18 protein-coding genes are annotated in these 25,242 nt (G+C 59.1%); 7 read left to right on the plus strand and 11 right to left on the minus strand.

Features of this window, described 5'->3' with window-relative positions:
* The first annotated feature begins 23 nt into the window (after nucleotides 1-23).
* The 4 genes from QEH54_RS08860 to QEH54_RS08875 all read left to right on the plus strand — a co-directional run bounded on the left by QEH54_RS08860 (nucleotide 24) and on the right by QEH54_RS08875 (nucleotide 6,464).
* Nucleotides 24-2,720, plus strand: coding sequence for an ATP-dependent DNA ligase (locus tag QEH54_RS08860; protein WP_309018303.1), 2,697 nt, complete (start codon nucleotides 24-26; stop codon nucleotides 2,718-2,720).
* 279 nt (nucleotides 2,721-2,999) lie between these two features.
* Complete coding sequence (locus QEH54_RS08865) at nucleotides 3,000-3,902, plus strand: DUF3108 domain-containing protein (protein ID WP_309018304.1); 903 nt, start codon at nucleotides 3,000-3,002, stop codon at nucleotides 3,900-3,902.
* A 142-nt stretch (nucleotides 3,903-4,044) separates the two neighbouring features.
* On the plus strand, nucleotides 4,045-5,745 hold the full coding sequence (locus tag QEH54_RS08870) for an NADPH-dependent assimilatory sulfite reductase hemoprotein subunit (protein ID WP_309018305.1): 1,701 nt from the start codon (nucleotides 4,045-4,047) through the stop codon (nucleotides 5,743-5,745).
* An 83-nt stretch (nucleotides 5,746-5,828) separates the two neighbouring features.
* Nucleotides 5,829-6,464, plus strand: coding sequence for a LysE family translocator (locus tag QEH54_RS08875; protein ID WP_309018306.1), 636 nt, complete (start codon nucleotides 5,829-5,831; stop codon nucleotides 6,462-6,464).
* Nucleotides 6,465-6,533: 69 nt separating this feature from the next.
* Here QEH54_RS08875 and QEH54_RS08880 read toward each other — a convergent pair whose 3' ends face one another.
* Nucleotides 6,534-7,979, minus strand: coding sequence for a PLP-dependent aminotransferase family protein (locus tag QEH54_RS08880; RefSeq protein WP_309018307.1), 1,446 nt, complete (start codon nucleotides 7,977-7,979; stop codon nucleotides 6,534-6,536).
* 195 nt (nucleotides 7,980-8,174) lie between these two features.
* On the opposite strand from QEH54_RS08880, the gene QEH54_RS08885 reads away from it, so the two are divergent.
* Both QEH54_RS08885 and QEH54_RS08890 read left to right on the plus strand, forming a co-directional pair.
* Nucleotides 8,175-8,834 (plus strand): pyridoxamine 5'-phosphate oxidase family protein, encoded by a 660-nt coding sequence (locus QEH54_RS08885; protein WP_309018308.1) that lies wholly within the window; start codon nucleotides 8,175-8,177, stop codon nucleotides 8,832-8,834.
* Between the two features lie 140 nt (nucleotides 8,835-8,974).
* Nucleotides 8,975-9,712: a rhomboid family intramembrane serine protease gene (locus QEH54_RS08890; protein WP_309018309.1), complete on the plus strand. Its 738-nt coding sequence runs from the start codon at nucleotides 8,975-8,977 to the stop codon at nucleotides 9,710-9,712.
* Between the two features lie 43 nt (nucleotides 9,713-9,755).
* On the opposite strand, the gene QEH54_RS08895 is transcribed toward QEH54_RS08890, so the two are convergent.
* The 10 genes from QEH54_RS08895 to QEH54_RS08940 form a co-directional block, all read right to left on the minus strand.
* Nucleotides 9,756-11,213 carry a cobyric acid synthase gene (locus QEH54_RS08895; protein WP_309018310.1) on the minus strand — a complete coding sequence of 486 codons (1,458 nt, stop codon included), beginning with the start codon at nucleotides 11,211-11,213 and terminating at the stop codon, nucleotides 9,756-9,758.
* Nucleotides 11,210-11,905 (minus strand): hypothetical protein, encoded by a 696-nt coding sequence (locus QEH54_RS08900; protein ID WP_309018311.1) that lies wholly within the window; start codon nucleotides 11,903-11,905, stop codon nucleotides 11,210-11,212. Before QEH54_RS08900 ends, QEH54_RS08895 begins: the two co-directional genes overlap by 4 nt.
* A gap of 20 nt (nucleotides 11,906-11,925) precedes the next feature.
* The gene (locus tag QEH54_RS08905) at nucleotides 11,926-12,507 is read right to left on the minus strand and encodes a cob(I)yrinic acid a,c-diamide adenosyltransferase (RefSeq protein ID WP_309018312.1); all 582 of its coding nucleotides are present in this window, start codon (nucleotides 12,505-12,507) and stop codon (nucleotides 11,926-11,928) included.
* 7 nt (nucleotides 12,508-12,514) lie between these two features.
* The gene (locus QEH54_RS08910; protein WP_309018313.1) at nucleotides 12,515-13,708 is read right to left on the minus strand and encodes an adenosylcobinamide amidohydrolase; all 1,194 of its coding nucleotides are present in this window, start codon (nucleotides 13,706-13,708) and stop codon (nucleotides 12,515-12,517) included.
* Entirely contained in the window at nucleotides 13,705-14,766 is a 1,062-nt protein-coding gene (locus QEH54_RS08915) for an ABC transporter ATP-binding protein (RefSeq protein ID WP_309018314.1), read from the minus strand. The genes QEH54_RS08910 and QEH54_RS08915 overlap by 4 nt, the downstream gene beginning before the upstream one ends.
* The gene (locus tag QEH54_RS08920) at nucleotides 14,766-15,830 is read right to left on the minus strand and encodes an iron ABC transporter permease (protein ID WP_309018315.1); all 1,065 of its coding nucleotides are present in this window, start codon (nucleotides 15,828-15,830) and stop codon (nucleotides 14,766-14,768) included. Before QEH54_RS08920 ends, QEH54_RS08915 begins: the two co-directional genes overlap by 1 nt.
* Complete coding sequence (locus tag QEH54_RS08925) at nucleotides 15,831-16,937, minus strand: ABC transporter substrate-binding protein (RefSeq protein ID WP_309018316.1); 1,107 nt, start codon at nucleotides 16,935-16,937, stop codon at nucleotides 15,831-15,833.
* A 53-nt stretch (nucleotides 16,938-16,990) separates the two neighbouring features.
* On the minus strand, nucleotides 16,991-18,886 hold the full coding sequence (locus tag QEH54_RS08930; RefSeq protein ID WP_309018317.1) for a TonB-dependent receptor: 1,896 nt from the start codon (nucleotides 18,884-18,886) through the stop codon (nucleotides 16,991-16,993).
* 488 nt (nucleotides 18,887-19,374) lie between these two features.
* Nucleotides 19,375-20,316 (minus strand): adenosylcobinamide-phosphate synthase CbiB, encoded by a 942-nt coding sequence (gene cbiB, locus QEH54_RS08935; RefSeq protein ID WP_309018318.1) that lies wholly within the window; start codon nucleotides 20,314-20,316, stop codon nucleotides 19,375-19,377.
* 80 nt (nucleotides 20,317-20,396) lie between these two features.
* On the minus strand, nucleotides 20,397-22,079 hold the full coding sequence (locus QEH54_RS08940) for a glycoside hydrolase family 43 protein (RefSeq protein ID WP_309018319.1): 1,683 nt from the start codon (nucleotides 22,077-22,079) through the stop codon (nucleotides 20,397-20,399).
* A gap of 243 nt (nucleotides 22,080-22,322) precedes the next feature.
* On the opposite strand from QEH54_RS08940, the gene QEH54_RS08945 reads away from it, so the two are divergent.
* Nucleotides 22,323-25,226: a glycosyl hydrolase 115 family protein gene (locus QEH54_RS08945; RefSeq protein WP_309018320.1), complete on the plus strand. Its 2,904-nt coding sequence runs from the start codon at nucleotides 22,323-22,325 to the stop codon at nucleotides 25,224-25,226.
* Nucleotides 25,227-25,242 lie beyond the last annotated feature (16 nt).

Consider the following 25,242-nt stretch of genomic DNA (forward strand, 5'->3'; position numbering starts at 1 on the left):
CGGCGCCATTGCCAGAAAACGTCATGACCTGGAAACTCGAGCAACAGAACGGAATCTACCTGCCAGACCTCGACTGGCATCTCGACGCTCGCAAGCCGGTCGCTCGCTCCTTCGTCTCCCACGCCCATTTCGACCACATGGGCGATCACGAAACCATTCTTTGCAGCGCCCCTACCGCCCAGTTGATCCGCGACCGTCTGCCAGGCGAGCGCCAGTGGCAAGTCCACGCGTTCGGCGAAGCCTTCGAATTCGCTCCCGGCGTCACCGGTACCCTCCACCCGGCGGGGCACATCATCGGCTCGGCAATGCTGCGCCTGGAACGCGACGGCCAATCCTTGCTCTATTCGGGCGACTTCAAGCTCACCGCTGGCATCTCCGCCGAAGCGTGCCAGCCCGTCGCTGCCGACACGTTGATCGTGGAGACTACCTACGGCGTGCCGCGCTACACCTTTCCTCCGGAAAGCGAGGTCATCGCCGACATCATTCGCTTCGCCCGCGAATCCATCGAAAACGGGGAGACGCCGGTGCTGTTCGGCTACAGTTTGGGCAAAAGCCAGGAGATCCTGCGGGCCCTCGCCGATAGCGACCTCCAGGCCATGCTGCATCCGCAGAGCTACAAGCTCACCGAAAGCTGCGCCACCCTCGGCTGGGAGTTTCCCGATTTCCAGCCCTTCGACCCATCCGACCATGAAGGCAAGGTGCTCATCTGCCCGCCGATGGCTCGCAACGCCTCATGGCTGAAAAAGGTGCGCAAACCGAAAACCGCCATCATTTCCGGCTGGGCCATCGATCCCTCCGCAGTCTACCGCTACCAATGCGACAAGGCCTTTCCGCTCTCCGACCACGCCGACTACCTCGATCTGCAAAGCTTCGTCGCCCAGGTCGCCCCAAAAACCGTCTTCACCGTGCACGGGTTCGCCCAAGAGTTCGCCGCCACGTTGCGCGAACAAGGCTACGAAGCCTGGGCCTTGGGAAAGGAAAACCAGCTCAGCCTCGACATCCCCGAAGAAAAGCCCGACCTCAGCGACGCCTTTCCCAACAGCGACCCGCTGGATCCCGATTCCCTACCGCTGGACAGCTTCGCCAGACTCGCCGCCACCGCCGCCACGCTCGGAGAAACCGACAGCAAGAACAGGAAGGTGGAAATCCTCAGCGGCTACCTTTCGAAACTGGATGTCGACTCCGCCGCCTTGGCCTCGCTTTTCCTCACCGGACGCCCCTTTCCCCAAGCTTCCAGCCAACGCCTCAACATCGGCTGGTCCCTGGTGCGACAATCCATCCTGCTCGCGAGCGGCTCCAGCGAAGCCGACTTCAAAACGCTCTACGACAGCCTAAGAGACAGCTCCGAGGTCGCGGCTCGCCTGCTCGCCAAACTCCAGGTCAAGCCCACCCGCACGCTGACCCAGATCGCCTCCTTCTTCGACGGGCTCGCCGCCGCCCCCAGCCCGGCCTTTCGCCAGTCCCTGCTCAGCGAGGAGTTTCGCAAACTGACCCCGGAAGAAGGCAAGCTGCTCATGAAGATCATCAGCGGCGACCTGCGCATCGGACTGAAGGAGGGCCTAGTGGAAGAAGCTCTTGCAGCCACCTACGGGCTCGACAAGGAGGAGCTCCGCAAGGCCAACCTGCGCAGCGGCAACCTGCTGACCGTGGCGCGACACGCAGCCCGCGACGCCCTGCAGGAGATTCGCCTCACGCCCTTCCACCCGCTGCAGTTCATGCTGGCCAGCCCGGAGGCCAACGCGGAGGCGATCGTGGCTCGACTGGGCGACGCGGTCTGGACCGAGGATAAATACGACGGCATCCGATGCCAGATCCACAAGGTCGGCGAGCGGGCGGAGCTCTACAGCCGCGATCTTAATCGCATCACCCACCAGTTTCCCGAGCTCGCCGAAGCGGCCCGCCAGATCCCGCAGGACTTCATCGCGGACGGCGAGGTGGTCGCTTGGGGCTACGAGCGGCCGCTGCCGTTTTCCGAGCTTCAAAAACGCCTCGGACGCAAGGGCGAAGACCTATTCCTCGGGGAGGAAATTCCGGTGATTCTCTGGCTTTACGACCTGCTTTGGTTCGAAAACGAGGACTTGCTCGACGCGCCCTTGGAAAACCGCCGCAGGAAGCTGGACACCTTTTCCGTGAACCCCAAAGCCCGCATCGCTCCAGTCAGCATCCTGTCATCGCCCCAGGACATCGAAGCTGAATTCGCAGCCGCCCGAGCCCGCGGAAACGAAGGACTGATGCTCAAGGACCCTTCCAGCGCCTACCTTCCCGGCAGACGCGGCCTCTCCTGGCTGAAGCTGAAGAAGGCCTACGCCACCATCGATGTCGTGGTGGTGGCGGCGGAATACGGCCACGGCAAGCGCAAGGACGTGCTGTCAGACTACACCTTCGCGGTACGTGACGAGTCCGACGGCTCGCTGAAAACCATCGGCAAGGCCTACACCGGTCTCACCAACGCCCAGATCGACTCCCTCACCGAACGCTTTCTGGCCAACACCATCGAAGACGAGGGACGCCTCAAACGCGTGGTCCCGGACACCGTGCTGGAAATCGCCTTCGACAGCATTCGCGAAAGCAAGCGGCACGATTCCGGCCTCGCCCTGCGCTTCCCTCGCATCAAACGCATCCGGACCGACAAAACCGTCGAACAAATCGACACCCTCGCTCAATGTCGCCGCCTGCTGGAAGCCGGGCAGCAAGCCGACGCAGTCCATCGCCCCGAATAACCGTTGGGAAGGCTGTCGGAGCACCGCCCCTCGGCCACGAGGCGACGCTTTTTAACAAAATCTGCAGGTCGCCGCGCCGAGACGGCAAACTCCAGCGTTCCAAATCAGCAATTTCCCTGAGTACTCTTCCCCCTAAACGCATTCAAACTCGGTCATCGCAGCGTGCCGAAACGGTAAAACTTCGCGCAAAGCTCCTATCTAAAGCCTCTGGGGAACTCTTACCCGTTGCGCTCATCCTAATTGTCTCCTAGCTCTGAACCAAATTTCCCTTTATCGAACATGACTTCAACGATCCCAGACAGACGACTTTTCGCCCGCTGGACCATCGCAGCGCTCCTGCTCCTCGGATGCGCGTCCGCTAGCGCCGGCATCAATGGCGACGAGTTCGACGAATCAACCGAGCCCGACGTGCCGGACGAGATCGAGTGGCCGGAAGCCCGTTTCGCCGATCCCATGGAACGCGGACGGGCCTTCCAGCCAGGAAACGAGTTTCTCTTCCGAGCCCAATGGGGCATCTTTCGCAAAGCGGGCTCCATCGCGATCACCGTGGAAAGCGCCAGCCACTCCGACCAGGAAGAGGAAAGCCTGCAGGTGATCATGGAAACCGCTTCCGCCGGCGTCATCCGCTCCTTCTATCCTATGGATCTGGAATCGAGAACCAGCCTCGATCCACGCGAGTTTCGCGTCGTGCGCGACGAAGTCGACGGGATCGTGCGATCCAAAGAGAGCCGCACCGTCGCCCTCTTCGACTACGACGAAGGAAAGGTCGTCTACACCGACGAGCTCGAACCGGAACGCAACAAGATCAAAAAGCTGCCCTACGACGTCACCCTCGACTACGCCAGCTGCATCCTCCAGCTGCGCAGCTGGGATCTGGCCGTCGGCTCCCGCTATCAAATGTGCGTCAACTCCAAGGGCAAATTCTACTTCGTAGAGCTGGAAGCAGTGGAAAAGGACCGCATCCGCACCGAATTCGGGGCCCGCGACTGCTTTCGCATCGAACCAGTGCGGGTCTTCCCCCAGAGCAAGACCTTCCGCGAAGGCGGCAAAATGGCGATCTGGATCACCGACGACGCGGAGCGCATCCCCGTGCGCGTGGACGTGAAAACCAGCTTCGGCACCGCCCGCATGCTGCTCGAGGAGTACCAGCTGGCAGATACCCAAGAGCTTGCAAAGAAGTGAGCGGCAGACCAAGCCTGCTCCCTCGCTCCGCCGTTTCCGACCAGACCGGCAAACGCCACCGCCATCACCTTCGCTACTAATCTTATATTACTAAGGCAATTTACTTGCATTCAAACTTCGCCTATCTAAAAACGCCCGAATCATGAGTTCCGCTGACGCCACCAAAAAGCTCGCCAAGAACGAGTATCTAAAAGAGGAGAGCAACAATCTCCGCGGCAACCTTATGGAGGAATTGGCCGACAGCAGCACTGCCGGCATCACCGACGACGCTGCCCAGCTCACCAAGTTTCACGGCATGTACGTTCAGGACGATCGCGATGTGCGTGGCGAGCGACGCGTCAAGAAGCTGGAGAAGGCTTACTCCTTCATGCTTCGCGTTCGCCTGCCTGGCGGCGTCTGCACGCCTGACCAGTACCTGGTGATGGACCAGCTCTCCAGCGATTACGGAAACAACACCATTCGCCTGACCACGCGCCAGACCTACCAGCTGCACGGTCTGCTCAAGGGCAACCTGCGCAACGTGATCCGCAAGATGGACAGCGTGCTCATGGACTCCATCGGGGCCTGCGGCGATATCAACCGCAACGTGATGTGCCAGCCGGATTTCAAGAAGAGCCACGCGCACGCCAAGGTCTACGAAGTGGCCAAAAACGTTTCGCTCCACCTCCTGCCCAAGGGCAAGGCCTACCGCGAAATCTTCATCGACGGCGAAAAGTTCTCTGGCGAGGTGGAAGAAGAACCCATCTACGGCACCACCTATCTGCCTCGTAAGTTCAAGATAGGCGTTGCCATCCCGCCCACCAACGACATCGACGTCTTCTCCCAGGATCTCGGCTTCATCGCCATTTTCGACGGCGAAGAGCTTCTCGGCTTCAACGTCACCGTCGGCGGCGGACTTGGCACCACTCACGGAAACGACAAGACCTACCCGCGCGTCGCCGACATCATGGGCTTCTGCGCGCCGGACCAGGTGAACCAGGTCGCGGAAGCGGTGGTGCTTGCTCAACGCGACAACGGAAACCGCGTCGATCGCAAGAACGCACGCCTCAAGTACACCATCGACCGCATGGGCCTCGCCGCCTTCAAGGCCGAGGTGGAAAAACGAACCGGATTCGCCCTCGGCGAAGCCAAGGACTTCGAGTTCACCACCATCGAGGACGACTACGGCTGGAATCAGGATATCGAAGGAAACTGGTACTACGTGCAGTTCATCCAGTCCGGTCGCATCGTCGACAAGGACGGCGTGAACCTGCGCACCGCCTTCCGAGAAATCGCCAAAATCCACAAGGGCGACATTCGTCTCACTCCTTCCCAAAACCTCGCTTTCTGCGGCATCGCGGAGAAAGACAAGGCAGCCATCCAAGCGATTCTCGATCAAAACGGCGTCGCCGGTCCTGAAAAGCTCACCGGCCTGCGCAAAAACGCCATGGCTTGCCCGGCTCTTCCGACCTGCGGCCTAGCCCTCTCCGAATCCGAACGCTTCATCCCGGAACTCCTAGACGGATTCGAGAAGGTGCTCGACGAAGCCGGCCTCAGCGACGACGCCATCAGCATTCGCATGACCGGTTGCCCGAATGGCTGCGCTCGCCCGTACCTCGCGGAAATCGGCCTCATCGGCAAGGCTCCAGGAAAATACAACCTGTATCTAGGAGCCAAATACAACGGCATGCGCCTCAACACGATCTACAAGGAAAGCATCAAAGCCGACGAAATCATTCCCGCTGTCGAACCGCACCTGAAGGCCTACGCCAAGGAGCGGCAAGAAGGCGAAGGCTTCGGAGACTTCTGCGTTCGCACTGGCGTAGTGACTCCACCAACCAAATACACCGTCGGCCAAGACTAAGAGCTTACGATCATTACAACTTTCCAAAGCGGACCTAATTCAGGTCCGCTTTTTTTGAATACCTATCGCCCAACCTACAGACCATGCTAGTCCCACCTGACAAACTCAGCCTCTTCGCTCTCGCCTCACTCATCATGGTCCTCACTCCAGGACCCAACATGCTCTACCTCATTTCTCGCTCCCTCTGCCAAGGCCACAAAGCTGGTCTCATCTCCCTCGTCGGCGTTGTCATTGGGTTTCTGTTACACATGTTCATGGCTGCCTTTGGCCTCTCAGCATTCTTCCTCGCCATCCCCGCCGCCTACGACGCCCTCCGCCTCGCCGGAGCCTGTTACTTGCTGTGGCTCGCCTGGAAAGCCATCCGCCCCGGCAGCGACTTTATCCCATCACCCCAAAATCTCAAAAGCGACTCCACGCACCGCCTTATCAGCATGGGCTTCCTCACCAACGCCCTCAATCCCAAGATCGCCGTCTTCTACCTCTCCATCTTCACCCAGTTCCTCGACCCCACCCACGGCTCCCTCCTCCGCCAAAGCATCGAGCTCGGGATCACCCAAATAACCATCAGCGCTGCCGTAAACGCCACTATCGTCCTTTCTGCCTCTGCGGTTTACGCTTACCTTGGCCGCGGCCGCCTTTGGCCCCGCATCCAACGCTGGTTCATGGCCACCACCCTCACCGCCCTCGCCACCAAACTCGCCATAGACACCCGCCGCTAACCAACTCAAGTCCTCCAGCCGTCATCAGACGGCTCACACTAGGTTTGCCCATTCAGCGAACCTTCTAATTCAAGCATTTGTGGGCAACCCCAACACCTCCCTCAACACCCTAACCCCCCTCTCCATCGCCTCCTCCCCAAACGACGAGAACCCAAACATCAACCCATTCCTTTCCAGCTGCGCGTCCGCCACCCCGTACCGACTTATCGGATACACCACCACTCCCTTCTCGCCCGCCAACCTCGCCACGAGCTCCCCATCCACCTCGCTCCGAAAATACCCAACGAAATGCAGTCCTCCATCCGCCACCCCTAGTTCCAGCCACTCTCCCAATTCTCGTTCCACCAGCTCCGCCAGCCACCTGCACCGCCTCGCGTAGAGCAAACGCATCTTCCTCAAATGCCGCTCAAAATCCCCCGCCTCGATAAACTCCGCTAAAGCCGCCTGCATCGACACCGGCGGATTCATCGCCCCCGCCTTCCATAGCGTCAGAAAATCCGGATACACAGACTTAGGCACTACAAGGTAGCCAATCCGAACATCCGGAAACATGGATCGAGAAAACGTGCCCAAATACAGAATACGCTCGTTCGGCGTTATCCCCTGCATCGCTGGCAAGGGCTTCCCCCGAAAACGAAACTCGCTGTCGTAGTCGTCCTCCAGAATCCACGCCTCCTTCTCCCGAGCCCACTCCAGCAACTCCGCCTGACGCCCCACTGGCATCGCATACCCAAGCGGAAACTGTCGAGCCGGCGTCGTCACCACCACCCGCAACGCCTTTCGCATCCGTTTCAATTCCCCCACCCGCATCCCCAGCTCATCCACCGGCACCCCACACACCTCCGCCCCGTTTAGCCGAAACGAATCCACGATCCCCCGAAAACAAGGATTCTCCGTCCCCACCCGATCTCCCGGCTTCACCAAGGCCCGAGCCACTAGCTCGATTCCCGGCTGGCTGCCGCTCAAAATCAAAATCTGCCCCGCCTCGCAACGCACCCCGCGCTGCGTCCGCAAGTGTCCCGCGATCGCCTCCCGCAGTCGCCCGTACCCGCCATCCCCATGACCGTAGGTGTTCAGCGAATACGTCGATCCCCGCAAATACTTCGCGTAACACTTCAACCACCGCTCCACCGGAAAGGCATCCAGCGCCGGACACCCCGACAAAAACGCCGGCTGCTCGACGTACCGGCTCGTCCCCTCTCGAATCCGCACCCTCGCTCCGTTTTCATCTCCACCCGCTCGAAAAAACCCTTCCGGCAGGGCCTTCGCCACAAAGGTCCCCGCCCCCCGCCGCGTCTCCAAATACCCTTCCGCCACCAGCTGCTCATACGCCTGCGTCACCGTAATCCGAGCCACCCCATACCGCGCCGCCAGCTCCCGACTCGACGGCACCTTCCGCCCCCCAGACAACTGCCCCAGCCGGATCGCCTCCCGAAACGCCTCATACACCCGCCGATACCCAGCCTCCCGACCTCCCCTCAATTCCGGCACATAAGTGGCTCTATCAATTTCCATAAAAGTGGCTCTATCGATAAAACCACTTACCCACTATCCTCCAGCCTCAAATTCAACAGAAACGACAACCGGCATGAGCCGTTTCCCATCCACGTTTGGCATTGCCAAACGTCCCGATCCTAACATCCGCGGTTTCAAAACCCACAACCCTCCCTCCCATTCACCATTCACCCTTAACGCTTCGCCATTCGCAACATGTCCTGTCCCTTCGCCCAATCCCCCCGCTCCACCCCAAACCGCATTCCCAAGCGCTCCTCCTCCGAACGCGATTCCATCTACGAAGTCATCGACGCTGCTCCCCTCTGCCACGTCGGTTTCACCCAGCAGGAGCAGCCCTTCGTCATCCCCACCCTGCACGCCAGGTCGGGCGATACGCTTCTGTTTCACGGCTCCACCCAAAGCCGCCTCCTGCAAGCCATCGCCTCGGGACGGCCGATCTGCTGCGTCTTCACCTTGCTCGATGGCATCGTGGCGGCTCGATCCGCCATGCACCATTCCATGAACTATCGCTCAGTGGTGGCCTTCGGCACGGGGCGCCTGCTCGAGGACGAAGCTCTGCGGCAACAAGCCTTCAGGCTGACGACGGAAAAGCTGCTTCCAGGCCGCTGGGAAACCTGCCGCCAACCGAACGAAGCGGAAGCCAAAGCCACCGCGATCGCTGCCTTGATGATCGAAGAGGCCACTCTGAAACAAAGAAGCGGCGGTCCCAACGACATAGAATCCGACCTTTCCGGTCCATTCTGGGCAGGCGTTCTGCCCATACAGACCGTCATCGGAAAGCCGATACCAGCGGACGATCTGCCGCCTGGCGTAGAGATTCCCTCGCGCATCGCCTCGCTGACTACATCCGGGTAACGCAAGGCGGTTTTGGGTCTTTCTCGAAATCCGATGGGCGCCTGCCGCATTTCAGTCTTTAAACCTCGGCGGCGATTCGACAGGTAGAAGCCATCAACTTTCTAAAACATCCATCTCCTACCGTCGTTTCCCTGATTGTCGTGAACGCTTTGCTATTCGTGGCGACCTACATCGTAGGCGACAATCAGGAGCGCTTGCTCTCGCTCTTAGCCCTGCATTTTCCGCAATCCGACGACTTTCGCGCCTGGCAGCTGGTCACCCACATGTTCATGCACGGAAGCCCTACGCACATCCTGTTCAACATGTTCGGCCTCTACACCTTCGGCGGGGTGCTCGAGCGAATCTGGGGAGCGCGGCGCTTTCTCGTGTTCTACTTCGTCGCAGGCGTCGGCGCAGGCATCATCTTCACCGCCGTAAACCTCTATCAGTTCAGCAGCATCTACGACACTCTCCTCAGCAATGGCGTATCCACAGGATCTATACAGAACTTCCTCGATACCGCTATCTCGAATCGCGACATCGCTAAAACGCTCGATCAGGATAAAGCCCTTCACTTCCTGCAGATCTACCACGGCAGCGTGGTCGGAGCATCCGGCGCCATCTACGGGGTGCTGGTGGCCTTCGCCATTCTCTTTCCAAACGCTAAGCTGGCTCTCATCTTCCTTCCGGTTCCCATCGCGGCGAAATTCTTCGTACCTGCCATGCTCCTGCTGGACCTCTTTTCCGAATTCACTGGCTTTTCGCTCTTCGGTGGCGGCATCGCCCACATGGCCCACATCGGCGGGGCCCTGATCGGATTTCTGCTTATGCTCTACTGGAGGGATGCCGCCAAGAGACGCTCCCGCGAGGATCCGGAAATCGATTCCGAATTTTCCTGACGCACTCCAGTTTGCGAAACCGATACCGGCTTCCGCGACAGGCCTACAAACCTAGGTAGCGCTGGATCGGCCTCAGGTCGATATGGCGTTCCAGCGCATCCGCCATCGCGTCATAAACGCCGAGCCGACGCTCGCGCCAGTTTCGCTGGCAAATGCCCGCCTCGACTCCCGCGAGCTCCGCCACTAGGCGCTCGCGCATCGCTGGCGAATCGAACAAACCATGTTGGTAGCTGCCCCAAACGGATCCGCACCGAATCCCTTCAGGTTCGAACGAGCCGCCTGCGAGGGGTTTGGTCTTAATCAGCGGTTCGGTATCCACAGAATCACGACTCGGTATCGTCATTCCGGTGTGAATTTCGTAGGTCTCCCACTCTTCGTTCGCGAAGCGGGCTATTCTCCGCTCCACACGTTTTTCCGTTTGAAACACGGTTCGCAGCATCAAAAGCCCTAAGCCGGACTCCTCTTCACCCCAAACGGGGTCCAGCAAGGCTTCGCCCAGCATCTGAAATCCACCACATATCCCTACCACCGGCAAGCCTTTGGCCGCCCGCTCTCGTATCGCTGCGAACAACCCTGTCGCCTTCAGCCAGCGCAAGTCTTCCAGCGTATTCTTGGATCCGGGTAAGACGATCGCTCTCGCATCCGACAAGTCATCCTTTTCGTCGGTCCAAACTGCATCAATCCCTTCGTCCTCTTTCCACGGCCCGATGTCATGAGAATTCGATACACGAGGATACTTGATCCACGCGATGTAAGGCGATCCGGACTTCGGCCTCTCGGATACGGCGTTCAAGCTGTCTTCGTCGTCGATACGGAGCGACCCATCGAAAGGCATCACGCCGAGATACGGCAACGCCAGGCGCTTCTCAAACGCTTCTCCAGCCTCGTCGAACAAGCTCAGATCGCCGCGGAATCGGTTCACAAGAAACCCGAGCCCGCGAGCTTGCATCTGTTTGGGGAGCAATTGCCAGGTACCAATGGTTTGGGCGAACACGCCGCCGAATTCAATATTCGCTGTCAGTATCCATTTTCCACCGACGTATTCGATGGGGCGAAGATTGACGATATCGCGCTGCATCAGGTTCAGCTCGACCGGACTGCCCGCCCCTTCCATCACCAGCGCCTCGCATCGATCCCTCCAGCCGTCCAAAGTTTGCCGCACGATCTCCCACGACGCCTCGATGCTTTGATAATAGTTTCGCGCCGCGATGGTTTCCCCAGCCTTGCCAAGCCGCACGATCTGAGACCCGTCAGGGCCGTTGGGCTTGAGCAAGATGGGGTTCATCTCCACCTGCGGCTGCAACCCGCAAGCCTCCGCCTGCACCGCTTGCGCCGTGCCGATCTCGCCCCCATCCCAAGTGGCGAAGGCGTTGTTCGCCATATTTTGAGCCTTGAAGGGAGCCACCTTGACCCCTTGTCGACGCAGCCAAGCGCACAGGGCGGTCGAGACCCAACTCTTGCCGGCGTTGGACGAAGTCCCCAAGACCGAAATCGCTTTCATCCCTTGGCCGCCTCGACTGCGGGACGCAGGTCGCAGAACCCGAAAGTAAACCGATGCCCCGGATCGTCAAACTCACGTATCACAGGTTTGGATACTTCGAATGAAACCGGGAACCGAAACTCCGGTCCGTCATGGACAAATGTGTGAAACTCTCCATTCTCGCCGCACGGATCGACGCCCTCGGGAAGCTCCGACAAAAGCCGAGAATCGTAAGCTCGGCCCGCGTAGCCCATGTCGAGCTGCTTGGTATTCACGCAGGTCAAGATGGCTTTGCGACCGCTGGATATAAACTCTTCAGCTAACGACTGGGTATCCCTTTCCCAAAGCGGATAGATGCACTCGAGACCGATTTTTCGATGCAGCTCATCGCGCCACTTTTTGATATCCCCGAGAAAGAGGTCACCGTAGCAGACCTTCGCGACGCCGTTCGACCGCTCATCGGCGAGCGCGGCGCTGACCGCCTTCTCGTAAGGGTTCGATGCGTTGACCAACACCTCCCGCAACGGAAGGCCAAGGGCATCGGCCTGTCGACGCAACAGCTCTCGCCTCACTCCGTGAACGCTGACGCGCCGGTCATCTCGGACCACGGTGACCAGCGACACGACCTCGTAGCCCAGCTCACGGGCCCGAGCCAGGGCGAGCATGCTATCTTTTCCAGAGGACCAGGATATCGCGATCGGGTCACCACTCATTGGATACACTCGCTCTGAATTCAGGATTTCTTGCGCTCGGGACGAAACAAACGCCAACGATCTTCGACGATGCCATTTCGATGCAGCTCCTGGCGGGACAGCTTAAAGCAAAGATCGGACAGGCGATTGATGAACTGGAGAATGCTCGGGGCCACCGGATCGATCTGATTCAGCGTGACCAGACGGCGCTCCGCCCGTCGTACCGTGGTACGAGCCAAATGGCATAGAGCGGAGACCTCGTTTCCCCCTGGGAGGAGAAAGAACTCCGTGGCATCGGTCATCTCCTCCTCGATGTCAGCCATCCACTGCTCCAGCCAAAGGGACGATTCCTCTGGCAACGGCACGCTAGGCTGCCTCGGGGAATTGGAAGGCGTCGCCACGTGCCCCATCAGATTCATCATTTCGGTCTGGATTCGCTTCAGACCGGCCTCCCAATCGTGCTCGGGCGGGAGCTTGCTGCGCAGCAAGCCCAGCACACAGTTGGCTTCGTCGAGATCGCCTAGCGCTTCGATGCGCGGGTCGTCCTTGAACACACGGTCTGGGCCGCCGGTTCCGGTTCGGCCCTTGTCTCCTCCTCGGGTTGAAATCACTCCTCTTGGCATAACGGTATCACTGGGGTTGCGGTTGCATGTCGACTGGCTGCGGATCTTCGAATCGTCCGCGCCACTTTTCAGAAAATCCTATGGAGAAGCAGCAATGTATCAGCTCCAAAAATACGTTCCTTTCGATTCCGATGGCTTGCTCTCCGATGGCCTCTAACACGATTTCGCTCACGAGCTCCTTTCCGCTGACCACGGATGCGATGCGGACCAGGTGCGGCACCATGATTTCCCTCAGGCAGCTGAGAGGGAGCACGCCCCAAACGAATTGATCCCGCAGATGAACCAGGGCCTGAATGCAGGAAACGGTCACGGGATCGTGATTGGCAGCGAGAAAATTCCGCTCGAACAACCCCGCATCCGACTCCGAAAGCCCGCTCTTCACGCCAGCGATGAAGCGCTCCTGAGTTTCCCCCAGACGCTGCAGGGCGACGATGCTGGATCGCCGCGAATCAGGGGTCATGCCCGCTTGCAAGTTCAGCGCTTCGAAGAGCGAGCGACGCAGAACGGTCCCTATAAGCTCTCCCAACTTGCTGTGCTTGTTCGCATCCGTATGACGGATACGGGTACCGATGCGCGAAGCGATGCCGATCTGGTCCGTACCGGTGCCGGTGGCGATGCCCTCTGAATAGCGAGACGGAGTCGAGAGCTCCTGCAGGACGCTGGCTTTTGCCTCAGCCATCACGGTGGACGCCACCACCAGCGCCCCTGGGCTCAGTTCCTCGCTAACGAACAGCAATGAATTGATGGTACCGGCTTGCGGCGGCAAAGCGGAAATCGGTTTGGCCCCATCTTCAGATTGATAGTACGACGCTGGGTCGCCAGCGCGGCCTCCGTTTCCCCCGACTCCAGCCGTGGTGACGGCCACAACCTCCAGGTCCAGGAACTGCTCGCGAGCGATGGCGGCATTGTGCATGTTGGCCGCGGTACCGAGCGAAGCGGACTTTTCATAGGGGATCCCCGCCTTGCTGGTGATGCGCTCCTGATACCGAGCCGGGTGCTTGACCGCCACATGGCAAAGATCGGTGCCCGTGTGATTGGCCGGCTCGCACGACTGGTGATTGTACAGGTACTCCAGATCCTCGCGCAGCCCGCCGTTGAGCCGGCATGTCGAGAGGACGCGATGCGGGACCAGGAACTGCGCGTACGCGATCTTTTCCTTCCGATAGAAGTCTACCGCTCCGTAGAAATTGCCAATTTTCATGTATTCAAAACCTTCTTGTCGGAACCCGCTGCGTGGGGAAGCGTTTTCAGATAGCTGATCAAAGCTGCTAGGTCAAAACAGTGTTTTTCCGATTTGCCGCGGCGCACGATCCAGCTCGCAGCGTCGGCATCCCCGACGACCTCAACCTGCAGACCTTGGCAAGAGTCGAGTTCCACGACCTCGTAGCCGATGCGCGTCAAGGCCCGCCTCGTCCAAATCGTGGCCATGCCCTCGCCTTTCAGGGAAATTGCGGAGCAGGCGTGGCGGTGCATGCGAAAGGATCCATGATCCGCATCCCAGTCCAGCTCGTCGGAGGCGAACACCGTCGCCATGCGACCATCCATGGCCAGCTGCTCGGGCTCCCCCGTCTGAATGTCACCTTCCTTGGTTAGCAGCCAGAGCTTGTCGGCGCTGCGAAGGGCTAGGTCCAAATCGTGCGTCGAGAGCAGGATGCTTAGATTTTCCCGACGGGCCAGATCGCGCAACGTCCGCATTAGATCGACCCGGCGCGGAAGATCGAGAAACGCGGTCGGCTCGTCAAGCAGCATCACGGACGCTTCCTGGGCGAGGGCTCGGGCGATCATCACTTTCTGGCGCTCTCCGTCGCTGAGCTCTCCGACCTGCCGATCGGCGAGCGATTCCGCGTCGACCGCCTTCAAGGCCCACTCGATGCGGTCGCGATCGCCCTGGCTCAAACTGCCCGTCCAGCTCGTGTGCGGATGGCGACCGAGGGCCACGACCGAGTAAGCGGTGAACATGCCCGATGGGGCGTTGTCGGTCAAAACAACGCTGATCGATCGGGCTCGTTGACGCGGACTCAGGTCTCGCGTGTTCGTACCAGCGATTTCAATACATCCTGAAATGGGTGACTGAATCCCCGCCAAGGTTCGAATGAGAGTCGACTTCCCCACGCCATTCGGCCCTAGCAGGCACACGAATTCGCCTTGCCTGAGCTCCAGGTTGAGCGGCTGGCTCACCACGTGAGAGCCGCCTCCTTTTTTCGCATACCCTACCGTGAGCTCTCGGGCCGACAGATTTCCTCTCAGCTCGTCCCTCATTAGCCGAACGCCTTTTTGAGGTTTCTTTGCCGCAGCAAAGCCACGATGATGACGGGTGAACCGATCAGAGCCGTGACCGCGTTGAGCGGCAGCGAACCGTCGAATCCCGGTCCCTTGGCCGCCAAATCGGCAGCCAGAGCGATGATCGAACCAGCCATGAGGGACGCCGGAATCAAGATCCGGTGCTCCGATGTGCGAAACAGGTAGCGGCATAGGTGCGGGGCGGCGATTCCCAGGAACCCGATCGGCCCGCAAAATCCGGTGACTGTTCCGGCGAGAAGAGATGCCAATCCCAGCGTCAGGACGCGGGTGCTTTTGACTCGGGTCCCAAGACTGGCCGCAAAGCCTTCTCCCAGCAACATAGCATCAAGCGGCTTGGACAAGAAGAATACGGACGCCATCCCACTGAGCAAACAGCTCGCGAATATCTTCATCTGCGTCCAGGTCACGTTGGCGAACGAACCATAGGACCATGAAAAAAACGACTGCACCCGCTCCGCCATGCTATAGAACATGAGTATGCTGACCACGGAACCGACCGCGTAGCTCATCATCAAACCGAGTATCAGCAATGACATGACATCCACGCGCTGAGCGAAAAGCATCACCACCAGCAGCACCGCGGCGGCCCCAGCCGATGAGGCGAAGACCACTAGCACATGTCCGGAAAAAGCGAGGTTTTGCGTCAAGGCGACGCCGCCAGGCGCCAGCACCAGCAGCACGATCGCAACGCCCAAGCTGGCCCCGGAATTCACCCCGAGCACGAATGGATCAGCGAGCGGATTCCGAAAGATCGTTTGCATCAGCAAACCGGATACGGAAAGAGCAGCTCCAGCGAAGAGGGCGGTGGTGGCCCGCGGAAGACGGATATCGACTACGATCTTCTCCATGATCAGATTCCCACCATCGCTTCCGATCAGAGCCCTCCAAACGTCGCCTAGGGGAATCACAGCCGATCCGAGACATACGTTCGCTACGAAAATCGCCAGCAACGCGCAGCCCAATAGAGCGAACAGCGATGCGGGATTCCGCTTGGAGACAGTTGCATGTTTCGTTTCCCTCATCTACTTCAACTGCTCGTAGAACACGAACTGATGCTGCGGAAGCAACTCCGGATGGAAAATCTTTATCAAATCCGCCAGCACTTCGTCAGGCCTCGACACGCCTCGCTCGTAGATATCGTTGCCGCCATGATCGTTTACCCGTAGGGTGTTGTTGAATACACGCCCTTCCTGCACCGCTTCGAAGTTTATGAAGCGCTCGTCGGCGCTTATCAGTTCCGCTAGCGATTCGTAGTGGCTCGGGTGAAGCCAATAGTCCGCGTCACCCGCTCGTTGCAGGATGACCTCGAAATCGGTGGGCACCCCTCCGCGCGAATCGTTGTCCGCCCAAAGGTACTTGGCCCCAGCGCTCGCGAACGCCTTGGCGGTGTAGCTATCCCCTCCAGGCACATGCCAGACGCCGCCATAAGGAGCGTTGGAGAAGACCGTTGGGCGCGTCTTCGCGGTCGCTGCCAACGCTGTCAGCTCCTCATAGCGATCGGCGACCCGATCGAAAACCGCTTTGGCCTCCTCTTCCTTGTCGTAGAACGCGGCGATGAACTTTATCCACTCGGTCCGTCCCAAAGGATGGTCCTCCATGTATCCAGCGGTCACTACAACCGGAAGCCCCGCGCGGAGCATCTGCGGATTGGTGTCGAAATTCGGATTTCCCGTGGTGCTGGTCAAGATGAGGTCCGGCCGCATCATCAGCATGGATTCGACGTCCATAGCGGCGCCGGACTGGATCGGCTTCGCGAGCCCCTTCGCGACGCGCTGGTGAGCTCGCTCGTCGTTGGCCCAATCGAGATAGGCGATTCCAACGAGAGAATCGTAGAGATCCAAATCGCGTATCGGGCCGAGAAATACAGTGGCCATGATAGCCAACCGCTCGACAGGAGTGCGGATGACGATGGCCCCATCCGGCAGTGTGGGCAGCTTGTCCGCCGAGCGTGGCACGAGAGCGTAGACCTGCTCGCTATCGCCCGCTCCGACCCAAGTATTGCGCACGGTCAGCTGCTTGTGCGTGGGGAAGATTTCGATGGCGAAGTTGTTGGCGTAGCGCAGTTCGACATCTGCTCGCAGGGCGAAACAGGCCGAGGAAACGAGAACGAGAATGAAAAGACGAAACATGGTGAAAAGTCGCAAGCGAGACGCCAGACGGCGTCCCGCTCGCTTTGATTAACCTAAAACTTGAAACGAACGCCAGCCTTGTAGTTGGCGCCTGCGGTTTGGTAGCCCGCGATCTCCTGGTACTCCTCGTCGAAGAGATTGCCAATGCGCATCCAGAGTTCGCTCTGCTCGTTGAGCTCATAGCGGGCCGCCAGATTCACTACGTTGTATCCCACGTTCTTTTGCCCCGTGGCGCGACCGCCGCTGCTAGAGTACTGGCTGGAGACGAACAACGCGTCCGCGTTGATGCTCAACTTGCCATCCATGCCGATCCAATGTCCTCCCAAGGACACGATGTTTCGCGGTACTCGCAAGGCTTCCACTCCGCCTTCTTCCGCATCGCTGTAGGTATGGGACGCATGCACTCTCAGGTCTTCGGATACGTGGTAGCGAGCGCTGGTCTCGATGCCCTTGCTTTGGTATTCTCCTACATTCTGATACACGCCGTTCCAATTGATCTTGTCCGTGATGTCGTATCCGAAGATGGAGCTCGAAAGGAAAACGCGTCCGTCTACGAAGGTCTTCTCGATACCGAGATCCCAGCCTTCACCCGTCTCCGGGTTCAAGTCCGGATTTCCATAAAACCCGTTGTACAGCTGATAGAACGACGGGGCTTGAAAGGAGGTGCCATACGAGCCGCGAAGCCGCGCATCCACCGGATCGATACGATAGCTGAACGTCGCGCGATAGGTCGTTTCCGTACCGTAGGCGCTGTTGTCATCGTAGCGGGCGCCCAGCGTCACGTCGAGATCTTCGCTCGCCGAAATGACGTTTTCCATGAAGACCGAGGTGTCGTCGCGATCGCCAACGTCGCTGCGATTGTCTTCGATCTCATGCTCGGCTCCAGCGACGAATCGCCAGTTCTCGCTCATCTGTACAGTGTTCTGCCACTCGATCTGATAGCGATCTCCATTGGAGAAATAGCGGTCGTCGGTGGCCGCGTTGTTGTCGTCGGAAACCGACATGTAGTTGACATTTGAGTACGCAACGCTGGCCACGCTCGTCCAGTTATCGTTGACGCGAAAATCGGTCCCCGCCTTGGCGAAGGTCGTCTCGTTTATGGCGTAGTTGTCGCTCTTGGGTTCACCCCAGACCCATGACGGATCCCCTGGATCGAATTCGGAATAGGCGTCGGAGTAGTATGCGGAAAAGAAAACGCGAGCGTCATTCGGCAGGTTGTACTCCAAGGCGGAGGACAGCGCCTTGTTGTCGTAGGAGTCTTCATCCGCCCAAGCCGGTCCGTAGGCGGGATCTTGGGCAGAGAAGCCTTCAGATTCGTAGATCATGCCATCCACCGACCACTTCAACGGTCCGGACGAGCCGCTGTGACCAAGGCTGTATTCATAGGTATCATACGATCCATAGGCGATACCAGCGCGTGCGCCGCGCATATCAGGACTCAGCGTATCGATAGCGATCACCCCTGCCAAGGCATCCGCCCCGTAAAGCGAGCTTTGAGCCCCCTTTAGGATTTCCACGCGGGAGGTCGCCCCGGTGAAAAGGTTGCCAAGATTGATCATTTGACCGGAAGCGGGATTGCTGACTTCGATGCCGTTGAGCAGCACCGTCGGGCGATTCCCGCTCAAGCCGCGCGTGGTCATGCCGAAGGAGCCGCCGGGGCCGCCGTTGTTGCGGAGATAGAAGCCTGGGATCGCGCGCAGGCTATCGGAGAGGAAAGTGGCCTCATTCGCTCCGAGCTCAAAGTCGTCTAGCACGATGACGGAGCTTCCGACTTGTTGAATGGGCAGTTCCATGCGGCTGGCCACCGCTACCACGGCGTCGAGCTCGTGATAGCCGAGATCCGCTTCTTCCTGAGAACGCGCAGGAGCAACGAAGCTGGCAACGCCAATACCCAGCGCCAAAGCGGCGTGGCTATTCTTTCGGTTTATGTAGTTAGATAGTGGTTTCATTGAGTACGATGTCTAAGACGTCCCTCTCTCAAGAAAGGGCCGACATCGCACCGTAATGTAAAACCGACTACAAACGGCGATCGAAGTGACTTCGAGCCGTAGGACAGGTTTCGCAAACGCTGGTCTCTCTTTGCCTTCTTGTTCGAGCGACAAGGGAAGCGCCTCCACGCGCTGTGCGTTTCGGCCGGGCAAGATTCGTAGGCAGCGGTCGGACTCCAAGTTTTCATCTCCATCGGAGGAGAAACCTCACCCTATCTCGGCGTGCCGAGACTCGAGAATTTACCATCTTTCTCGAACGGGGTCGTTACTTGATACCGTAGCGCGACTGTCGCCGGTTCTCACGGCGTTTCCTGTCTGCGAATCAGTTTCGATCTAAAAAGAACAGCCCCGATAAGGCCGATTCTTCGAGGCTTAGCAAGTCAATTACGTACAGTTTAGTATTCGATTTGAATTGGTTCAAGGGACACGTCGCCTCCGTCTGCGAAGAGCTAGGCTGAAAACAGGGCCATAGCTCCCCAATAGAGCGCCGCCAGAGCGAGCACCTTCAGGTAGGCCCGCCCCATCACCTCTGTGAGCCGGCGGATGTCGTCCCGGTTGGGCTGGCGAGCGCCTTTATTCATCTCCTTAGTCTGCACCAGTTTGCCGCCTTCGTACATGCGCCCTCCGATGACCACCCCGAGGGTTTTGGCCATAGCAGCCTCCGGCCAGCCGGCGTTGAAGCTCGGGTGCAGGTTGGCGTCCTCTCGCAATCGAGGGGCCTGGGCAATCAGCTTGAACGGCAGGATGGCCAGGCAACAGAGCCGGGCGGGGATAAAATTCAGGGCGTCGTCGATACGGGCCGAAACCTTGCCGACCTTTTCGTAGCGCTCCGTTCGGTGCCCTACGATGGCGTCCATGGTATTCGAAATCCGGTAGATCAGGAAACCGAGCGGCCCCAGCAAAGCTCCCCAGAACAATGGAGCGATCACCGCGTCGCTGAGGTTTTCCGCACCGCTTTCCACTGCGGCACGGCAAACGTCGTCCTCCTGCATGCGGTCCGTATCCCGGCCCACTATCCAAGAAACGCGGGATCGTCCCTCCTCCAAACTGCGTCCCAAGGCGTCCTTGACCGCCAGCACATGCCTCACCAGATCGCGATAGGCGACGCATTGGAAAACGATCAGTCCATCGAACGCGATGCGCGCCCACGCGCTCCACGAACCGAGCCAGCTCGCCACGAACCAGTACACGTTTACCACCACCGCCGCCACCAGGAGCCACAGCAGCAAGCCGCCTAGGACGCTGCGGCCAAGAAGGCGCGTCGCCAGCTTCTCGAAGACTTCGCTCAGCCAGCCGACCAAGCGCACGATGTGGGGCATCCCGCGCGGATCTCCCAGGAGGAAGTCCAGCAGCAATCCGATACAAATGGAAACGATCAGGTAGGTCGACATTGCATCGAACTACTTAATCGCCTCAGCGTAAGCTACAAGACGATAAGTGCTTATCGATGGGCGTGGCTCTCCGGCGCCTCCTAGAGCTCCAGTCGGGCGTAGGGTCCGAACATGGCCCCGATGAAGCCCCAGGCTCTGGTTGTGGTGAGGACGGTCGCGTCTTCGTTCTCGACGATCACACGTCGCTCGCCGTTTGGAAGAACCACATAGAAATCGACCTCCGAAGTCTCGGCCGACATGCCGAGGGTCACCCATCGCTCCGACTCCAGACCGCTCAAAACGGTTTCTGCGACCACTTGCGCCGCTCCTCCGTCGGCCTTTTCCAAAAACGCCACCAGCTCGTCGCCCACGGTTTTCACCCCGAAGTAGAAATAGTAGTCCTCGCGGATGAACGCGCCGATGCCAGCGGAAACGTCAGCGTCCGGAACGCTGAGACGGGTCTGCGCATCGTAGCTGCTATGCTGCTGCCGCCGCGAGAGGAACGACGGGTTTTCCAACTCGCTCAAGCTATGCACCTGCGGCTGGATGAGCAGCTCGCCTTTCTCGTTGTCGACGCTGGCCCAATTGCCTTTCGGCGTGCGAAGGAAAACCCATTCGTATCCAAGGGTTGGATTCAGAAAATCGTCTTTCCAGGCGAAATTTCCGGTGGTGGGTTGCGAAGCTTCGTCCGAAGCGGGAAGATCGGGTTTCGGCAAGGTCCAAGGAATCTCCTCTCCCTGCTCCAGGAAAATGGGCCAGCCATCGTCCGTCCACTCGATGGGCAGCAGATAGGTCTCGCGTCCAGTGTTGTAGAAACCGCCTTCATAGGGACGGATGGCCAGGAACGTGGCCCACCAGTCGCCATTGGGCAGCTCCAGAAAATCGGCGTGTCCCGCCGCCACGATGGGATTTTCGCGATCCGCGGGAAGATCGCGCTGCGTGAGGATAGGATTGTTTTCCCAGGGAATCCATTCCCCATCCATGCTCTCGGCCCGGAAGATGACCTGGGAGTGGTTCACGCTGGTGCCGCCCTCGGCGCAGGTCAGGTAGTACCAACCGTCCTTCTTGAAAACGTGCGGCGCTTCGATCCAAACCGGCTGCTCGGAGAGATCCACGCCTCCATTGATGATGATCTCCCCCTCGCCTATCGGCTGATTGGTTTCCAGATCGATCTCCCAAAGCCACACCGCTCGGTGTCCCTCGTAGAGGCTCTTGTTTTCCGGCGGAGGACCGTTGTGGGTGATGTAGACCCGGCCATCGTCGTCGAAAAAGAACGACGGGTCGATTCCGTTGATCCAGGGGAGCAGCTTGGGCTCCGACCAGGGCCCGGCAGGATCCGTCGCGGTCAGATAGAAGTTGTTGATCCCGTCGACGTCGGTCACGATCAGGTAGAAGTTCCCGTCGTGATGGCGGATGGTTGGAGCGAAAATGTTTCGCGACGCCCGAAGACCGCTCGCGTCGAGCTGGCTGGGGCGATCCAGAGCATGCCCGATTTGGGTCCAGTTCACGAGGTCGACGCTGTGAAAGATCGGCAAACCGGGGAAAAAGCCGAAGGTCGAGGTGACGAGATAGAAATCGTTGCCGACTCGGCAGGAGCTTGGATCCGGGTAGAATCCGGCAAGGATCGGGTTCTGGAAGTGCCCTGGCGGCACCTCCGCCTCGAAAATGGCGTCGTTTCCTTGATAGCTGAACCAGTCGAAAGCGACCGGGTCTGGGGCGGAATAAGCGGAACCTGCAAAAGCAAGTCCCGCGATCAGTGCGAGAGAACTCTTTGGAGCGAACATGATGGTGATACGAAAATTCGGTTTCTACCGCTTGATGAAATCGCGGACTGCGTAAACCTCTACCCATACAGCCTATTCGGAAAGATGCAGCGACCGGAACGGGTAAACGTTTACATCCTTAACCCTGTCTGAGCTCGATTTCAAAGCGCATCCTAATCTCTCGGTCGCAAACCGTTGAGACCTCGCGAACCCCTCGAGGTTCGCTCCCTCACCCCAGACCTCATTTTCACAATCGCACATGCTATGACCAAACCAAATCGCCTTTCACCCTTCCGTCGTTGGATCCGGGGAGCGAGCGCCCTGATGATCGCGCTTGTATCCACTTTCACAGGATACTCCCTCGGAGAGGAAGCCTACGTGGAAACGAACGATTCGCCCGGGGCCCTCGCTCTGGCATCCGATGGCAAACTCGCGACGCTCTACGTGGACGAAAACGATCACTGGGGCCTGGCGCGAGCGGTAGAGGATCTTCAGGCCGACTTCGGCCGCGTGACCGGCGTCGAACCGAGGTTGCTCAGAACTCCCAAAGGCATCGGCCCCAACGCGGTCATCGTAGGCACTTTGGGCAAGTCTCAGCTGATCGACCAGCTGGTCGCCGACGGAAAGATCGACCCAAGCGGCATCGCCGACACTTGGGAGGGGTACCACATCGAGCTGGTGGAGAAGCCGATCGATGGAGTCAAGCAGGCCTTGGTCATCGCGGGCAGCGACAAGCGCGGGGCCATCTTCGGAGTCTACGACTTGTCGGAACAAATCGGCGTTTCCCCCTGGTACTGGTGGGCAGACGTGCCTGCAAAGGAATCGGATACGCTCTTCATCAAGCCAGGCACCCGCATACAGGACGCCCCAAAGGTCAAGTATCGCGGCATCTTCCTCAACGACGAAGCCCCGGCCCTGTCTGGCTGGGTGCATGAAAACTACGGCAACTTCCCGCACGAGTTCTATGTTCATGTATTCGAACTGCTGCTACGCCTGAAATCGAATTTCCTCTGGCCGGCCATGTGGAACAACGCCTTCGCCGACGACGATCCTCAAAACATGATCCTCGCCCATGAGTACGGCATCGTCATGAGCACCTCCCATCACGAGCCCATGATGCGCGCTGACAAGGAATGGGATCGCTATGGCGAAGGGCCTTGGGACTACGCCCGAAATCCAGATCGTTTGGACGAATTCTGGAGAGAGGGAGCCGAGCGCAACAAGCCCTACGACAGCATCTACACCATCGGCATGCGCGGACAGGCCGACACTCCGATGTCGGAAACCGAGGACATCGATTTGCTGGAGAAAATCGTCGACGCGCAGAGAGAGATCCTGACCGAAGTGTTCGACGATCGCGACGTCACCGAAGTACCGCAGGTCTGGGCTCTGTACAAGGAAGTCCAGGGCTACTACGAGAGCGGCATGCGCGTGCCTGACGATGTCATCCTGCTCTGGTGCGACGACAATTGGGGCAACATTCGCCGCCTTCCTACCCCTGAGGAACGCGAACGCGTCGGCGGCGCCGGCGTGTATTATCATTTCGACTACGTGGGCGGACCGAGATCCTATCGCTGGATAAACGTCACCCAACTAGCCAAGGTTTGGGAGCAGATGAATCTGGCCGACAAGTACGAAGCCAACCAGATCTGGCTCACCAACGTGGGCGATCTGAAACCGATGGAATACCCCATCACCTACTTTCTCGACCTCGCCTGGGACATCGACGATTGGCCGAAGGAACGCATCACCGAGTATCCAACCCTCTTCGCCGAGCGGAACTTCGGTCCCAAATACGCTCAGGAAATCGGAGAGCTGCTCAGCGGCTACAGCAAGCACAACGCCCGTCGCAAGCCGGAACTGCAAAGCTCGGATACCTACAACCTGCTTCACCACAAGGAGGCGGATCGCATCCTCGCGGAAGTCGAGGCGATGACTCAGCAGGCGGAAAGCCTCTACGAAAAGATCGATCCGAAGTATCGCGACGCGTTCTTTCAACTCGTGCTGTATCCAACCAAGGCCAGCGGCGTCATCACCCGTATGTACGTCGCCCAAGGTCTCAATCATCTCTACGCCCAGCAAGGACGGGCTTCCACCAACGAAATGGCGGACAAGGTGGAAGAGCTCTTCGACCTAAATACGGAACTGGCGGAGATGTATCACAAGGACATCGCAGACGGAAAATGGAATCACATGATGTCGCAACCACGCATTGGATACACTCACTGGAACAATCCGCCCGCTGATACCCTGCCTCCCGTCATGCGAAACCGGCCAGCTCCGGTAGCAGATATGGGCGTCGCAGTGGAGGGTACCGCCGAAGCGTGGCCACAGGAAGGCGTCTTCTACCGGCTGCCTGAGTTTCACCGCTACGGCGACCAGAATCGCTTCATTGAAGTTTTCAACAAGGGCACTCAGCCCTTCATGTACACCGCTGAAGCGAGCGAGCCATGGATACAACTCAGCAAAGACGGAGGAAGCGTGAAGGATACCGTGAAGGTATCCGTATCCATCGACTGGGAACAAGTCCCCGAAGGCACGTCAACCGGCAGCATTCTAGTCCGTGGCACCGGCTGGGGAGGCGCTCGTATCGGCGTTTCCGCTACCAAGCCGGAAGCGGCCACTCTGACCGGGTTCATCGAGGCCAATGGTTACGTCTCGATCGACGCCGCGAACTTCAGCGATAAGGTCGACGCTCAAGGACTCAGCTGGGAAATCATTCCGGACCTTGGCCGCACCGACTCTTCGGTAGCCGTCTTCCCGGTGGGCGACGAAAGCTTCGAGGACCCCTCCGAAGCGCCCTACCTCGAATACGATCTCACCCTTTTCACCGAGGGCGAAATCTCCATCGAAACGCTTTGGTCCGCCACCTGGCCAATCGCTCCGGGTCGCGGCCTCCGTTTCGCCATCGCCCTGGACGACGAGCAGCCGCAAATCGTAGACCTTCACGCCGACCGTGGCCACCATCTGTGGCAGGAGTCCGTACGAAACGGAAACGTTCGCCCGGCCGTCACCGCCCACACCGTCGAAGACGCTGGTCCGCACACGCTGCGCATCTACATGATCGATCCGGCGAAAACCTTGCAAAAGATCATCATCAACACCGGCGGACTTCAGCCCAGCTACCTCGGCCCAGAGCAAAGCCTGCACGCCAGCGATCTGAACTAGTTCCACCGCAAGAAAA

The sequence above is a fragment of the Pelagicoccus sp. SDUM812003 genome, assembly GCF_031127815.1.
Lineage (GTDB): Bacteria > Verrucomicrobiota > Verrucomicrobiia > Opitutales > Opitutaceae > Pelagicoccus.